This is a genomic window from Micromonospora sp. DT233 (assembly GCF_049841815.1).
GTDB lineage: Bacteria > Actinomycetota > Actinomycetes > Mycobacteriales > Micromonosporaceae > Micromonospora.
Genome location: NZ_JBNCLB010000005.1, coordinates 285,478 through 300,134, shown reverse-complemented (window position 1 = coordinate 300,134; position 14,657 = coordinate 285,478). Strand labels below are relative to the sequence as shown.

Annotated in this window: 14 protein-coding genes and 1 pseudogene; 10 read left to right on the top strand and 5 right to left on the bottom strand. The window is 76.0% G+C overall.

All coding sequences use genetic code 11. The features are described from left to right. Positions 1-32 precede the first annotated feature (32 nt). Positions 33-1,004 carry an aldo/keto reductase gene (locus tag ACLQ2V_RS15155; RefSeq protein WP_425719100.1) on the top strand — a complete coding sequence of 324 codons (972 nt, stop codon included), beginning with the start codon at positions 33-35 and terminating at the stop codon, positions 1,002-1,004. 186 nt (positions 1,005-1,190) lie between these two features. Further along, complete coding sequence (locus tag ACLQ2V_RS15150) at positions 1,191-1,382, top strand: DUF5703 family protein (protein WP_425719099.1); 192 nt, start codon at positions 1,191-1,193, stop codon at positions 1,380-1,382. Positions 1,383-1,515: 133 nt separating this feature from the next. On the opposite strand, the gene ACLQ2V_RS15145 is transcribed toward ACLQ2V_RS15150, so the two are convergent. Continuing rightward, the gene (locus ACLQ2V_RS15145; RefSeq protein WP_425719098.1) at positions 1,516-2,184 is read right to left on the bottom strand and encodes a hypothetical protein; all 669 of its coding nucleotides are present in this window, start codon (positions 2,182-2,184) and stop codon (positions 1,516-1,518) included. Between the two features lie 55 nt (positions 2,185-2,239). Continuing rightward, positions 2,240-3,568, bottom strand: coding sequence for a M20/M25/M40 family metallo-hydrolase (locus ACLQ2V_RS15140; protein ID WP_425719097.1), 1,329 nt, complete (start codon positions 3,566-3,568; stop codon positions 2,240-2,242). A gap of 161 nt (positions 3,569-3,729) precedes the next feature. On the opposite strand from ACLQ2V_RS15140, the gene ACLQ2V_RS15135 reads away from it, so the two are divergent. The 3 genes from ACLQ2V_RS15135 to ACLQ2V_RS15125 all read left to right on the top strand — a co-directional run bounded on the left by ACLQ2V_RS15135 (position 3,730) and on the right by ACLQ2V_RS15125 (position 5,784). Then, entirely contained in the window at positions 3,730-4,425 is a 696-nt protein-coding gene (locus tag ACLQ2V_RS15135; protein WP_425719096.1) for a hemerythrin domain-containing protein, read from the top strand. Positions 4,426-4,514: 89 nt separating this feature from the next. After that, a complete protein-coding gene (locus tag ACLQ2V_RS15130) occupies positions 4,515-5,528 on the top strand; it encodes a LysR substrate-binding domain-containing protein (protein WP_425719095.1) in 1,014 nt (337 codons plus the stop codon). 19 nt (positions 5,529-5,547) lie between these two features. Continuing rightward, the gene (locus ACLQ2V_RS15125; RefSeq protein ID WP_425719094.1) at positions 5,548-5,784 is read left to right on the top strand and encodes a hypothetical protein; all 237 of its coding nucleotides are present in this window, start codon (positions 5,548-5,550) and stop codon (positions 5,782-5,784) included. 83 nt (positions 5,785-5,867) lie between these two features. Here ACLQ2V_RS15125 and ACLQ2V_RS15120 read toward each other — a convergent pair whose 3' ends face one another. The 3 genes from ACLQ2V_RS15120 to ACLQ2V_RS15110 are packed head-to-tail and all read right to left on the bottom strand — an operon-like array spanning position 5,868 to position 9,003. Continuing rightward, positions 5,868-6,218, bottom strand: a complete 351-nt coding sequence (locus ACLQ2V_RS15120; protein WP_425719093.1) for a DUF3140 domain-containing protein — start codon at positions 6,216-6,218, stop codon at positions 5,868-5,870. Next, positions 6,218-6,442, bottom strand: a complete 225-nt coding sequence (locus tag ACLQ2V_RS15115) for a hypothetical protein (RefSeq protein WP_425719092.1) — start codon at positions 6,440-6,442, stop codon at positions 6,218-6,220. The genes ACLQ2V_RS15120 and ACLQ2V_RS15115 overlap by 1 nt, the downstream gene beginning before the upstream one ends. Further along, positions 6,439-9,003: an ATP-dependent Clp protease ATP-binding subunit gene (locus tag ACLQ2V_RS15110; protein ID WP_425719091.1), complete on the bottom strand. Its 2,565-nt coding sequence runs from the start codon at positions 9,001-9,003 to the stop codon at positions 6,439-6,441. Before ACLQ2V_RS15110 ends, ACLQ2V_RS15115 begins: the two co-directional genes overlap by 4 nt. Before the next feature lie 266 nt (positions 9,004-9,269). Between ACLQ2V_RS15110 and ACLQ2V_RS15105 the strand changes: the two are divergent. The 5 genes and pseudogenes from ACLQ2V_RS15105 to ACLQ2V_RS15085 form a co-directional block, all read left to right on the top strand. Further along, positions 9,270-9,638 (top strand): annotated as a pseudogene (locus tag ACLQ2V_RS15105) (hypothetical protein); the annotation flags it as partial. 285 nt (positions 9,639-9,923) lie between these two features. Continuing rightward, the gene (locus ACLQ2V_RS15100; RefSeq protein ID WP_250797911.1) at positions 9,924-10,184 is read left to right on the top strand and encodes a hypothetical protein; all 261 of its coding nucleotides are present in this window, start codon (positions 9,924-9,926) and stop codon (positions 10,182-10,184) included. Between the two features lie 9 nt (positions 10,185-10,193). Next, on the top strand, positions 10,194-11,249 hold the full coding sequence (locus ACLQ2V_RS15095) for a hypothetical protein (RefSeq protein ID WP_425719090.1): 1,056 nt from the start codon (positions 10,194-10,196) through the stop codon (positions 11,247-11,249). After that, positions 11,242-13,926 (top strand): FtsK/SpoIIIE domain-containing protein, encoded by a 2,685-nt coding sequence (locus ACLQ2V_RS15090; protein ID WP_425719089.1) that lies wholly within the window; start codon positions 11,242-11,244, stop codon positions 13,924-13,926. The genes ACLQ2V_RS15095 and ACLQ2V_RS15090 overlap by 8 nt, the downstream gene beginning before the upstream one ends. After that, positions 13,923-14,588, top strand: a complete 666-nt coding sequence (locus ACLQ2V_RS15085) for a hypothetical protein (RefSeq protein ID WP_425719088.1) — start codon at positions 13,923-13,925, stop codon at positions 14,586-14,588. The genes ACLQ2V_RS15090 and ACLQ2V_RS15085 overlap by 4 nt, the downstream gene beginning before the upstream one ends. Positions 14,589-14,657 lie beyond the last annotated feature (69 nt).

Here is a 14,657-nt window from a genome sequence, read left to right as displayed (position 1 = left end):
CGGTGGCGGCGGGTTCGAAATAAGGTTCACCCATGCAGCAGCGACCGCTCGGCCGAAGCGGGCTGGCGGTTTCCCGGCTCGCGCTCGGCACCATGACCTGGGGCCGGGACACCGACGCCGACGACGCGGCCGCCCAGTTGAAGAGCTACCTCGACGCGGGCGGCAACCTGGTCGACACCGCCGACGTGTACGGCGACGGCGACGCGGAGTCGGTGATCGGGTCGCTGCTGGGCAGCCTGGCCGCCCGCGACGAGCTGCTGATCGCGACGAAGGCGGGGCTGCGGCCGGGCAGCGGCCGGCGGCGCGACGGCTCCCGGGGGCACCTGCTGCGCACCCTGGACGCCTCGCTGCGTCGGCTCGGCACCGACCACGTGGACCTGTGGCAGGTGCACGGGTACGACGCGGACACCCCCCTCGACGAGACCCTGTCCGCGCTGGACCACGCGGTCGCCAGCGGCCGGGTCCGCTACGTCGGGGTGTCGAACTACTCCGGCTGGCAGACCGCGCGGGCCGCGGCGTGGCAGGCCGCGTGGCCGGGCCGGGCGCCCGTGGTGGCCGCCCAGGTGGAGTACTCGCTGCTGGAGCGGGGGGTGGAGCGGGAGGTGCTGCCGGCCTGTGAGGCGCTGGGCCTGGGAGTGTTGCCGTGGTCACCGCTGGGCCGGGGGGTGCTCACGGGCAAGTACCGGCACGGGCGGCCGGCGGACTCGCGGGTCGCCTCGCCGCACTTCGGGGCGTTCGTGGCGACGTACCTGGAGCCCCGCTGCTCCAGCATCGTGGAGGCGGTCGCCACGGCCGCCGGTGGGCTGGGCGTGTCGCCGCTGGAGGTGGCGTTGGCCTGGATCCGGGACCGGCCGGGGGTGACCGCGCCGATCCTCGGCGCCCGGACGGTCGGGCAGCTGCTCGGCGCGCTCCAGGTGGAGCGGATGACCCTGCCCGACGAGATCGTCGTCGCGCTCGACGACGTCTCGGCCGTGCCGGTGGGCTACCCGGAGCGGGACGGCTGAACGGCGGCCGCTCGGCGGGCCCGAGGGCAGGACCCGGTCGGCGGGCCGAGGGCTGAGGGCGGCCGGTCGGTGGGCCGAGGGCGGCCGGTCGGTGGGCCGAGGGCGGCCGGTCGGTGGGCCGAGGGCGGCGGCGGTCACCCCCGCAGGGGGTGGCGGACGGCCGTCGGGCTGGGCAGCATGGAGGGCATGGAGTACGAATACGCACCGCTACGGCTGCCCTCGAACGTCGACCGGCTGACCGCCGCGGCGCAGTTGGCGATCCAGGCGGAGTTCTCGGGCTGGGAGTTGGCCCGGGTGCGGCTGTACCGGGACGGCACCCGGCAGGTCATGCTGCGCCGCCGACTGGTCAACCAGCCGCAGCCCGGTCTGTCGTACTGACGCCGGGGCTGTCCCCGCGACCGGCCTGCCGCTCGCGGCCGGCCGGAGGGCGGCGAGCACCCGGGCGGGCCCGGGGTGACGCGGTGGTGCCCCGGGGCTCGGGCGTGCGCTCGGGCCCCGGGGCGACTGCCCGCTAGTGGTGGTGCCCCGCGTGGTCGTGCTCCTCGTCGTCGAGGTCGAGGAACGGATGCTCGTCGAGCCGGCCGACCAGCCGGTCGTCGACGGCGGGCTGGAACGGGCCCAGCGGGTCGTCGTCGTCGAACGACTCGAGGTCGACGGGGGTGCCGACCTCGCTGACCATGACCACCCCGTCGAGCGGTTCCAGCTCCGGCACGTCCAGCGCGTTGAGCGAGCCGTCGCCGCTCTGCAGCAGCTCCAGCACCGCCTCGCCGACGCCCTCGACGGGCGCGGGCTCGTCCTCGGCGGGGGTGCCCTCGCGGCGGGCCACCTCGGCGACCCGGAGCAGGGCGGAGACGCTGGGGATCCGGTAGTCGCGGCGCTGACGCACCGAGACGATCCTCGGGTGCGGGTCGCCGGCCTCGCCGCCCTCGGCGTCGACGCCGAAGCGCTCGTCGGCCTCGTCGGGGTCGATGGACTCCACGTCCCAGGGCGTGACCTCGCCGAACGCGTCGAGCAACTGCTCGTCGTACGCGAAGGAGGCGTTGTTCAAGGCGACGTACGCCTGCCAGACGTCGTCGTCGTCGATGCGGCCCTGCGCGGCCCGGACGGCGCTCAGGTGGGCGCGGGCGGCGTCGATCACCCGCTCCAGGGCAGCGTCCAGCTCACCATGCTGGTCGGTCATGTGCGTTCCCTTCGATGGGGATGTTCCGCGCCGAACGGTAGGGCGACGGACACGGTCAGCAACTCCGGAGGAACCGGTCGAGCACCCGCACGCCGAACTGTAGTCCGTCCACCGGAACCCGCTCGTCGATGCCATGGAACAGGCCGGAGAAATTGAGGTCGGCGGGCAGCCGCAGGGGTGCGAAACCGAAGCAGCGGATGCCCAACTGGGCGAAGGCCTTGGCGTCGGTGCCGCCGGAGAGCATGTACGGCACGGGGCGGGCGCCCGGGTCCTCGGCCCGCAGCGCCGTGGACATGGCGTCGACCAGGTCGCCGTCGAAGGTGGTCTCCAGGGCGGGCTGGCGCTGGATGTACTCGATGGCGATGTCCGGGCCGACCAGCTCGCGCAGCTGCCGCTCCAGCAGCTCGGACTGGCCGGGCAGGCTGCGGCAGTCGATGGTGGCGGTGGCCCGGCCGGGGATGACGTTGTCCTTGTAGCCGGCGGCGAGCCGGGTCGGGTTGGCGGTGTTGCGGATGGTCGCGCCGATGATGTTGGCGATCGGGCCGAGCTTGGCGATGGCCGTCTCCGGGTCGTTCGGGTCGAGCTCGACGCCGAGCAGGTCGGAGACCTCCTCCAGGAACGCCCGCACGGTGTCGGTGACGACCACCGGGAAGCGGTGCCGGCCGATGCGGGCCACCGCCTCGGCGAGGGCGGTGACGGCGTTGTCGTCGTGCACCATCGAGCCGTGGCCGGGCCGGCCCTTGGCGTGCAGGCGCAGCCAGTCGATGCCCTTCTCGGCGGTCTCGATGAGGTAGAGCCGCTGTGACTCGTTGATCGAGTACGAGAAGCCGCCGACCTCGCCGATGGCCTCGGTGCAGCCGTCGAAGAGGCCCCGGTGCCGCTGGGTGAGGAAGTGCGCGCCGTAGTCGCTGCCGGCCTCCTCGTCGGCGGTGAACGCCAGCACGATGTCGCGGGTCGGGCGGATCCCCTCGCGCCGCCAGTGCCGCACCACCGCCAGCACCATGGCGTCGAAGTCCTTCATGTCGATGGCGCCCCGGCCCCACAGGTAGCCGTCGCGCAGCTCACCGGAGAACGGGTGGACCGACCACTCGTCGGCGTCGGCGGGAACGACGTCGAGGTGACCGTGCACCAGCAGGGCGCCCCGGCCGGGGTCGGTGCCGGCGATGCGGGCCACCACGTTGGCCCGGCCCGGCGCGGACTCGTGGATCTCGGCGGCGACGCCGACCTCGGCCAGTTTCTCCGCGACGTACTCGGCGGCGGCGCGTTCCCCGACGCTGGTGGCGTTGTCCCCGGTGTTGGTGGTGTCGATGCGCAGCAGGTCACGGCAGAGGTCGACGACCTCTGCGGCGGGGTCGGGTCGGGCGGAGGCAGCGTCGCTCGTCATCGGTTCTTCATACCAGCCCTCGCGCCCCGGGCAGGCTCCGATCTCGCCGAGTGTTTCGCGCGCGGCCGGGGCGGGTACCGCCGGTGCCGTCCCGCACCGCCCACCGGGCCGTCCCGCCTCCCCCGTCGGGGCCGCCGCGCCCACCAGCCGAGGAGGGCACGATGACCGTCCCCCTACCCCCGTTGCCGCCCGTGTCCGTGTCCGGGGAGGAGGGCTACCGCCCCGGCGGGCGCAACCTCGCCGACATCGTCGACGACGAACACCGGCAGTTGCTGGACCTGGCCGACCGGGCCGGCGCCCCGCACGGCGGGCGGGACGGCACCGACGACGGGCTCGACGGCGACCCGGCCGGCGCGGCGGCGGGGCTCGGCCGGGTGGTCGACGTGCTCACCGCGACGGTCTCCCGGCACCTGTCGGCGGAGGAGCAGTACCTCTTCCCCACCCTGCGGGCGGCGTTGCCGCAGGCCGGCGCGCTGGTCGACCGGGAGGTCGCCGAGACCGCCGCGCTGCTGACCGCCCTGAAGGCCCTGACCGGCCCGGCGGATCCCGCGCTGGCCGAGGTTTCCGGACGGCTGCGTCGGCACGTCGCCGGGGTCGCCGCGCTGATCACCGAGCTGCGCCGGGTCAGCACCGACGCCGAGCTGATCCGGCTGGGCAACCGGTGGGAGATCGCCGAGGAGGCCGCGCCGACCCGACCGCACCCGGGGAGCCCGGCGACGCCGCCGTGGAACCGGCTCGTCGAGCCGGCGCTGGGGGTGGTGGACAAGGTCCGCGACGCCGTGACCAGGCGGCCGACGTACGTGACGGATCTCGACCCCGCGGCCGGTCGCCCGGCGGGGCAGCGGCCGCCGGACTGACCGGATACCGGGCGACCCGCCCCGAATATCGGTCAACTTCGCTGTCCTGAGGACTTCCGTCGACCCCGTGGTGGCCATACCGTCACCGTATGAACCTGGAGCTGCGACACCTGCGGGTGGTCTGCGCGATCGCGGAGACGGGGAGTGTGACCAAGGCGGCGTCCGCGCTCGGCCTGGCCCAGCCGGCGCTCACCGCCCAGCTTCAACGCATCGAGCGGGCCCTGGGCGGCGTGTTGTTCGAGCGGGACCGGCGCGGTGCCCGGCCCACCGCCCTCGGCGAGCTGGTGCTCTCCCGGGCGCGGGTGCTGCTGCCGGCGATGCAGGGCCTGCAGGACGAGGCGGCCCGGCTGGCCGGCGCCGACCCCACCCCGGCCCGGTACCGCTTCGGCGGGGTCAACAGCCCGATCCTCGGCCGGCTGGTGCACCGGCTCGCCGCCGCACACCCGCAGGCCCAGATCACCACGTACGCCTCCTGGTCCGCCGACGAGCTGTCCCAGCTCGTCGGCGGCGGGCGGCTGGACTACGCCCTGCTCGGGGTCTGCGGCGACGCGCTGCCGCCGATGGCGCACGGGCTGACCTGGCGGGAGGTGGCCACGGAGCCGGTGCAGGTGCTGCTGCCCGAGGGGCACCCGCTGGCCGAGCGCGTCGAGGTGGGCCTGGTGGACCTGCGCCACGAGCAGTGGGCGGTCGCCCCCGGCGACGGTTGCTTCGGCGACTGTTTCGCCACCGCCTGCGCGCGCGACGGCTTCACCCCACGCAAGGTGTACGAGGCCGACGTGCGCGGCTGCATCGATCTGGTGGAGACGGGGGCGGCGGTGGCGCTCTGCCTGGCGACGTTCCGCCCGGTGCCCGGTCTGCTGACCCGCCGACTGGCCGGTACGCCGCTGCGCTGGCGGCTGATGCTCGGCTGGCATCCGGCGTCGGCCGGGGCGGACTTCGCCGCGGAGGTGCTGGACGCGGCGGTCTCGGCGTACACCGACTCGCTGGCCGCGCACCCGGACTACCTGTCCTGGCTGCTGCGGCACCCGGAGTTCGGGGTGCGCCGGCCGACGCCGGCCGAGCCGCTGCCCGGCGGCGCGGGCTCCGGGGTGCGAACCGCCTGACATCGGGTACCTGGACGGGATGACCGATCCTCGACCCAGCACCGACGACAGGGAGCGGCTGCGCGCGGCCGCCGCCGCGCACACCGCCGCCTCCCGCGACGTGGAGGCGTTCCTACGCCGCCTGTCCCAGGTCCCCGACCCCGCCGACATCACCGAGTACGCCACGCTGGTCAGCCGGGAGGAGCGGGCGCGCGGTGACCGGCAGGCCGCCGCCGACGCCTTCGGGCTGGCGATCGGCAGCATCGAATCGCAGTAGGCCTCGGGCGGCGGGCGGCGGGCGGCGGGCGGCGGGCGGCGGGCGGCGGGCGGCGGGCGGCGGGCGGCGGGCGGCGGGCGGGGTCAGCGTTCCACGAGGACGTCGTGGCCGAGGTCGAGCAGGGCGCGACGCCACTCGTCGTTGCCGGTGCCGCCCTTGGGCGGGGTCGCGGTGAGCGCCCGGATCCGCTCCACCGCGTCGCGCATCACCGCGACGTCCTCCCCCGTCAGGTCGACCTTGCGCTTGCGCAGCACCGCGAGGATCTGCCGGCCCGGTTCGGGCAGGCCGAGGTCCGGGTCCGCGCCGAACGACTCCTCCCCGGAGCCCCGGGTCAGCAGCCAACTGCGCAGCTGCTCGGAGGTGACGTTCACCTCGGCGTGGAAGTCCTCCCAGAGCACCTCGACCTCGGGGTCGAGTCGCGTCTCCCGTGCCATCACGCCTCCTCTGCGCCCGGGCGGCCCGGACTGAACGGATCGTCGTCGCTGTCGGAACGGGGGCCCTCCGGCGGCACCCGCACCCGGGCGGGATTGGCCGTCGGCGTGGCCTTGATCGGTTCGCCGGCTTCCGCGTCGTCGCGCGCGGCCCGCTCGTCGTCCCGCGCGGCCCGCTCGTCGTCCCCCTCGGGTTGGGGCGTCTTACGCGCCCCGGCCCCGGTCACCGGGGGTGGGACGTGCTGGCCGCGGCGTACCCCCGGTCACCGGCGGCCACCTCGAGGGCGAGCGCGCCGTCGCGGGCGTCGACGGTGACCCGCTGGCCGGGCGAGAGGGTGTGCTCCAGCAGCATCCGCGACAGCCGGTTGTCCACCTCCCGCTGGATCAGCCGACGCAGCGGGCGGGCACCGAACTCGGGCTGGTAGCCGTGCTCGGCGATCCAGTCGACCCCGGCGACGGTGAAGTCCACCCCGATGTCCTGGGCGTGCAGCCGACGCCGGGTCTCCTCCAGCAGCAGCTCGGTGATCTGGCGCAGCTGCGGCTGCTCCAGCCGACGGAAGATGACCACCTCGTCGATCCGGTTGAGGAACTCCGGGCGGAAGTTCTCCTGGAGCCGGCGCATCAGCCGCTCGCGCAGTTCGGCGTTCTCCGCGTCGGCGCCGGAGGCGTCGGTGCCGTCGGTGCCGAAGCCGACCGCCCGCTGGGTGCCGGTGATCAACTCCGAGCCCAGGTTGCTGGTCATGATCAGGACGGTGTTCTTGAAGTTGACCGTACGGCCCTGGCTGTCGGTGAGCCGGCCGTCGTCGAAGACCTGCAGCAGGATGTTGAACACGTCGGGGTGGGCCTTCTCGATCTCGTCGAGCAGCACCACCGCGTACGGGCGGCGGCGCACCGCCTCGGTGAGCTGGCCGGCCTCCTCGTACCCGACGTAGCCGGGGGGTGCGCCGACGAGCCGGGAGACGCTGTGCCGCTCCTGGAACTCGCTCATGTCCAGCCGTACCATCCGGTCGGCCTCGCCGAAGAGCGCCTCGGCCAGGGCCCGGCCCAGCTCGGTCTTGCCCACGCCGGTGGGGCCGAGGAAGAGGAAGCTGCCCATCGGGCGTTGCGGGTCGGCCAGCCCGGTACGGGAGCGGCGCACCGCCTCGGCCACGGCGGAGACCGCCTCGTCCTGTCCGACGACGCGCTCGTGCAGGTGCCCCTCCAGGCGCAGCAGCCGGTCCCGCTCCTCCTCGGTGAGCTGGGCGACGGGGATGCCGGTGGCCCGCGACACCACCTCGGCGATCTCCTGCGGCCCGACCGCGGGGACCTGGGAGGCAGTGCCGTCGTCGCCGCGTACCCGGCCGATCTGCTCCTCCAGCTCGGCGAGCCGGTCGCGCAGGGCGGAGGCCCGCTCGTACTGCTCGTCGGCGACGGCCTGCTCCTTGTCCCGGCGTACGTCGTCGAGCTGTTGCTCCAGCTCGCGCACGTCGGAGGCGGGCGTGCGGGTGCGCAGCCGGACCCGCGCGCCGGCCTGGTCGATCAGGTCGATGGCCTTGTCGGGCAGGAACCGGTCGGTGACGTAGCGGTCGGAGAGCTCGGCGGCGGCCACCAGCGCCTCGTCGGTGAAGCGCACCTGGTGGTGGGCTTCGTAGCGGTCCCGCAGGCCGCGCAGGATGGCCACGGTGTCCTCGACGGTGGGCTCGGGCACCAGCACCGGCTGGAACCGGCGGGCCAGCGCCGCGTCCTTCTCGATGGTGCGCCGGTACTCGTCCAGCGTGGTCGCGCCGATCACCCGCAGCTCACCCCGGGCCAGGGCGGGCTTGAGCATGTTGGACGCGTCCATCCCGCCCTCGCTGCCCGACCCGCCCGCGCCGACCAGGGTGTGGATCTCGTCGAGGAAGACGATCAGCTCGTCGTGGTGGGCGCGGATCTCGTCGATGACCTTCTTGAGCCGCTCCTCGAAGTCCCCCCGGTAGCGGGTGCCGGCGACCAGGCCGGCGAGGTCGAGCTGCACCACCCGCTTGCCGAGCAGGGTCTGCGGCACGTCGCCGTCGCAGATCCGCTCGGCCAGCCCCTCCACGATCGCGGTCTTGCCGACGCCGGCCTCGCCGATCAGCACCGGGTTGTTCTTGGTACGCCGGGAGAGGATCTCCACGGCCTGCTCGATCTCGTCGGCCCGCCCGATCACCGGGTCGACCTGGTCGTTGCGGGCCAGCTCGGTGAGGTCCTGGCCGTACTGGTCGAGGGTGGGCGTGCCGTGGTCGGGGCGCGCGCCGGCCGGGGCGCCGCGTTCGGCGCCGGCCGCCTGCAACGATTCGGGCTGGATCCGGCCGGCGGCGAGCATCCGGCCGGCGGGCGACTCGGGGTTCAGCGGCAGGGCCATCAGGATGTGCTCGGGGCCGATGTAGTTGGCGCCCATCGCGCGGGAGAGCTGGTGGGCGTCGAGCAGCGCCCGTTTGGCGGCCGGGGTGAGCGAGAGGTTCGGCGGCACCTCGCCCCGGGGGGCCTTTTCGCCGTCCCCGCCGAGGGCGTTGACCAGGGTGTTCGGGTCGGCCCCGGCGCGTTGGACCAGCTCGCGCAGCGGCTCGCGCTGCAACGCCGCCCAGAGCAGGTGGTCGGTGTCCAGGTCGTTGCTGTTGCGCTGGGCGGCGCGGCGGGCCGCGTCGGCGAGCATCTCCCGGGCGTCGGCGGTCATCAGGCGGGTGATGTCGACCCGGTGCGCCGGTCGGCGACCCCCGTCGCCCCGGCCGAAGTACCGGGCCAGGAACTCGTCCCACGGGTCGGAGCCGAAGTCGCCGGGTCCCATCATGTCTGTTCCTCCCGCGCGGTCGGGCACGCTCGCCGGTGCGATCTGTGCCGGCTCGGTCGGCGGTGGCTACCCGGCCGCCGCCACGACAAACGCGCGCCCCCGACCAGGCGCGGCAGGCACCCCCACGCCGCGGGCCGGAGAACCGGCCGGTGCGCGGCCGGTGCGACCAGCGGCGGCCCGCCGCAGCCGGGCGCGGGGCGACCGCGCGCCGTCGGCCCTCGCGCGCCCCGCACGGCCCGGCGCGCTCGCGTGGCAGGCTGGGGTCCATGGACCCGAGGCCGCTGCTGATCGTGGATGCCGCCAACGTCGTCGGCTCGCGCCCCGACGGCTGGTGGCGGGACCGGGCCGGGGCCGCCGCCCGGCTGCGCGACACCCTCGTCCCGCTGGGCGACGGTGGTCTGCCGCCCGAGCTGCCCGGCCCGCTGGAGGTGGTGTTGGTGGTGGAGGGCGCGGCGCGCGGGGTGCCGCCGGTGCCCGGGGTCCGGGTCGTCGCCGCGCCGGGTTCGGGCGACGACGCGATCGTGGAGTTGGTCGGCGCCGCCCCGGACCGCGACCGGCTGGTGGTCACCGCCGACCGGGAGCTGCGGGGGCGGGTGGGCGCCCTGGGCGCGCAGGTGCGAGGTCCGCGCTGGCTGCGCGACGCTCCGGCGGCCCGAACCGGCGGCGGCCGACCCGGCGGGAAGGGCGACGACGGCGGGAAGGGCGACGACGGCGGCCCGGCCGGCGACGCAGGGCTCGCCGCCGGTCCGGTTGATGGGACCGGCTGACCCGCACCCGGGACTACTTTGCTCCGCCGGGAGGGACTTCGCGCACGTCAGGGCCGTAACCGGACACCGGGGCAGCAACACCGACAGGGCGGATGTTCTCTCCCCGACGGGGATGGGTTGTAATGGAGATCTCCCCGCCCCCAGGAGGTCCACGTGGCGAGCGTCGCCGAGCTGAAGGCAGCCATCGATGTCGCCCTCCAACAGATCGGCGACGGGCAGAGCGCGGTGCAGGCGGCCGGCGAGAAACTGGCCGAGGCGCAGCAGACCCTGGCCGGGGCGCTGGAGGGCAGTGGGCACGAGACGGTGGAGGCGGCGCAGGCCTCGCTGACGCAGGCCAGCCAGGAGCTGGAGGAGTGTCTCGCGGCGACCCTCGTGGCCGTGGAGCAGGCGCAGCTCTACGTCGCGACCCTGTAGGGGCGGGGCGTGTCCATCATCGAGGACGTCGGGGCCCAGGTGCGGGCCGCCGCCGAGGAGTTGCCGCTCGCGCAACTGGCCTTGGCGCTGGAGAAGTTCGGCCAGGCCACCGAGCGGCTGCGCTGGGTGCGCCAGGAGTCGGGGAACCCGATGGGGGCGCCCGAGCTCTCCGCCGCCACCGAGCACGCCGAGTCGGCCGGGCACGCGCTGCGGGTGGCCCAGGAACAGCTCTCGACGTACCTCGCGGCGATCGGGCTGGCCGGCGACGGCGGCCCCGCGCCCCGCCCGGCGGGCGACCGTCAGGTGCACGACGCCCCGCGCGGGGCCCCACCGGCCGCCGACCAGGCACCCCCACCGGCCCAGGGCGAGAACCCGGTGCTGCGCCGCTGGTGGGCGGTGCGGGTGGCGGAGCTGACCGGCGGCCGCGAGGGCGCTTCGGAGAGCCCGGACGAGAACGTCGCCGACTCCCGGGAGTTGCTGCGCCGGGTGGCCGGTGGGGTGCGGGGCGGCGACCGGGACCGGCTGCACCGCGAGCTGCGCGCCGCGCACGCCGACGTCGGCCTCGGCCTGGCCGCGATCGCCCCGCCCCTGCTGCGCGAGCTCGCCTCCGAACTGCTCGGGCACCCGCCGCGCGCCGACGACCTGCCCCGGCTGCGCCGGGAGCTGGACGGCAGGGTCCGCGACCTGCTCCCCGGGCTGCCCCCGCAGACCCTGGAGACCCTGCTGACCCGGGTCTGCCGGATGCCTCCGCCCCGGCGCGACAACAACGAGGAGCAGCCGCATGCCGCCGACGCGGCCGTCACCGCCGGCGTGACGACCGCCGTGCTGCTGGCCCGCCTCGGCAGGGACCTGCCCGGCGACGACGGGCGGCCCGACCCGGCCGCCGGGCGGGCGCGGGAGTCCCGCCGCGAGGCCGAGCGGGACGCCTGGGACACCGCGACGCGGGAGCGCGCCGAGCGGGAACGCGCGGCCCGGGAGCGGACCGCGCAGGGCCTCCCGCCCACGCCGCCCCCACCGCCGCCCGGGTCCCCCCGGGGCGGCACCCGCCGGGGCTCCGATGGCTGACCGCCGTTCGCAACTGGTCACCCGGGTCCGGGGGATGCTCTCCGACGCCCTCGGGGCCACCCGCAACCGGCTCGCCGCCGCCGACGCCGAGCTGGCCGCCACGCGGGCCCGGCTGGCCCGGGTCGAGCGGGCCGCCGCGTCCGTGCCGGCGCGGGTGGGCGCGCAGCGCGACCGGCGGCTGGCCGAGATCGACGCCCGCCACGCCGCCCGGATCGCCGAGCTGGCCGGCCGGGCCCTCGACGCCGCCCGCCGGGAGGCCCCCGGCGCGGCCAGCGCCGACTGGTCGGGGTGGGCCGTCACCCCCGCCGGTCGCGGCGCCTCACCCGGGGCGGTACGGGTCGGCACCGTGCAGATCGCCGGCGCGGAGCCGGTGCCGGCGCTGGTGCCGCTGCTCGACGCCGGGCACGTGCACCTCACCGGGGCGCAGGCCGACGGCGGCGCGGCGGTGCTGCCGGCGCTGCTGCTGCGCAGCCTGGGACGGGCCGATCCGGGCACGGTGCGGCTGTTCGGGTACGACCCGGAGCACCTCGGCGGCGGGCTGGCCGGGTTCGCCCCGCTGGGCACCGCCGGGCTGCTCACCTTCGTCGGGCCGGGCGGGCTGGGCCGGCTGCTGGACGACCTGGTGGAGCAGATCCGCCGGATCAACGAGACGGTGCTGGCCGGCGAATACGCTTCGCTGCGCGAGCTGGCCGCCGCCACGGGCCGCCGGCCGGAGCCGTGGCGGGTGGCGGTGCTGCTCGGCGGCGACGAGCTCTCCCGGCACGAACGCGGCCAGCTCGACCGGGTGGTGCGTACCGGCGCGGCCTGCGGGGTGCACCTGGTGGTGCGGGGCGTGCCGGTGCCCGACGACCCGACCGTTACCCGCGTCGTGGTGGGCCCCGACGGGGCCCGGGTGGGCGGTCCGCCCGGCCTGCCCGTGCGGCTGGACCCGCCGCCGCCGGCCACGTTGGTCACCGAGACCTGCCGGCAGGTCGCCGCGCGGGTCAACGCCGGCCCCCCGCCGGCCCCGTTCACCGACCTGCTCCCGCCGCCGGAGCAGATGTGGCGGGAGAGCTCCGCGACCGGGCTGACCGCGCCGATCGGCGAGGGCCCGCACGGGCGGCCGGTGCTGCTCAGCCTGGGCGACTATCCGCCGCACGCGCTGATCGGCGGCCCGTCCGGCACCGGCAAGACCAACCTGATCTTCGCCTGGATCGGGGCGTTGGCGTCCCGCTACTCCCCCGCCGAGCTGGAGTTCTACCTGCTCGACTTCAAGGAGGGGGTGTCGTTCGCCCGGTTCGCCCAGGGCCGGCGGGACCCGAGCTGGCTGCCGCACATGCGGCTGGTCGGGATCAACGTCAACACCGACCGGGAGTTCGGCCTGGCCCTGCTGCGGTTCCTCGCCGAGGAGCTGCGCCGGCGGGCGGACGCGGCGAAGAAGCACGAGGTGACCAAGCTCGCCGAGCTGCGGGCGGTCGACCCGACCGGGCACTGGCCCCGGATCGTCGCCGTGGTCGACGAGTTCCAGGCGCTGCTGGCCGGCCGGGACGTGGTGGCCCGGGAGGCCGCGGACCTGCTGGAGGACCTGGCCCGCCGGGGCCGTTCGCAGGGCATCCACCTGGTGCTGGCCTCGCAGGACGTGCGGGGCATCGAGGCGCTGTGGGGGCGCCCGGCGCTGGTCGCCCAGTTCACCCTGCGGATCGCGCTGCCCAAGGCGCTGCGGATCCTGGCCGAGCGCAACGACGCCGCCCAGTCCCTGCCCCGCCACCACGCGGTGATCAACGCCGAGTCGGGGTTGACCGAGGGGAACGAGGTGGCCCGGATCCCGTCGGCCAGCGACTGGGACGACTGGAGCCAGTTGCAGCACCGGCTGTGGCGGATGCGCCCGCAGGACGCGAAGCCGGCCCGGCTCTTCGACGGCGACGCGATCCCCCGGCTGGCCGACGCCCCGGACTTCCGGGCGCTCACCCCGCCCGACGGCGGCGCGCCGCCGCGCAGCCCGGTGGCCCTGCTCGGGGAGATCATCGACGTGCAGTCCCGCTCGGCGACGCTGCGGCTGCCCCGGGCCCCCGGGCGCAACCTGGCGGTGCTGGGCACCCGGATCGACGAGGCGTGCGCGGTGCTGGACGCCGCCGCCCGGTCGCTGGCCCGCCAGCACCGCCCCGGCACCGCCCGCTTCTCCATCGCCTGCCTCGACCCCGACGCCGACCCGGCCGCCCGGGAGCTCTACGCCGACCTCGCCGACGACGCCGCCTGGTACGACGACGAGACCGTGCCCGAGCTGATGGCCGAGACGGCGGCGGCGCTGGACCGGCCGGGCACCCCGGCCACCCCGCACTACCTGCTGCTGTACGCCGTCGACGCGGCGTCCGGCCAGTTGGCCGCGCGGGTCGGTGGGCGCAGCGGGCTGGAGCACCTGCGGCGGATCCTGCACGACGGGCCGGAGCGGCGTACCCATGTGCTGGCCTGGTGGCGGGGGGTGGCCCGGATGCGGGTGGACCTCGGCGGGCCGGCCGCCCGCACCGACCAGATCGGCGCGTGGGTGGCCCTCGACGTGCAGGGCGCGGAGCTGGGCTCGTCGCTGTACCCGGGCAGCGGCGGCCCCGACTGGTATCCCCGGCCGTGGCGGGGGCTCTTCTTCGACCGGGCGGCGCACCGCACCGGGCAGGTCATCATCCCCTACGGACCGGCGACATGAACCAACCGGTGACCAGCGAGACGTACGCGGCGCAGGTGCGCCGGCTGGCCGATCTCTCCGACCGGGTGCGCACCCAGCGCGCCGAGGCCCACACCTGGTACGACCAGCAGTGCGCCGCCGCCGAACGGGCGGTCGACGAGGCCGCCGAGCAGCTTCGTTACGCCGAGCGGGAGGCGGCCGAGGCGCGGGAGCTGGTGGAGCGGGTGGACGCCGAGGCGGCCCACCTGTGGCAGGCGTTGCGGGCCCGGCTCGGTGCCGGCGCCCGCCGGCTCGGTGACCCGCCGGGCCCGGCCCTGTCCGCCACGGGCGACCCGTTGCTGCTGCTGCACGGGGTGCGCGGGTTGCTGGACCGCACCCGCCAGCCCGGGGAGCTGCCCGCGTCGACCAATCCGCTGCTGGCGCTCTGCGGGGTGCTCGGCGCGGTGCTGATGTTCGCCCTCGGGGCGGGCGCGCGGGCGCTCGGCACCAGCAACGGCGGTGACCTGGCCGTCGGGCTGCCGGTGCTGGGGCTGGTGGTGACGCTGCTCGGCCCGCTGGTCGGGCTGGCCCCGGCGAAGCTGCTGGCCGACCGCCGGCACGCGGTGCTCTCGCCCCGCCCGGTCGCCGTCGTGCTGGGCGCCGGCCTGGTCACCACCGCCCTGCTGCTGGTCCTGACCCGCTGACCGCGCTGCCGCTGACCGCCGCGATATGGCGTTAGGGACGTAAGCGCGACTTCCATGATCGCAGCGTTC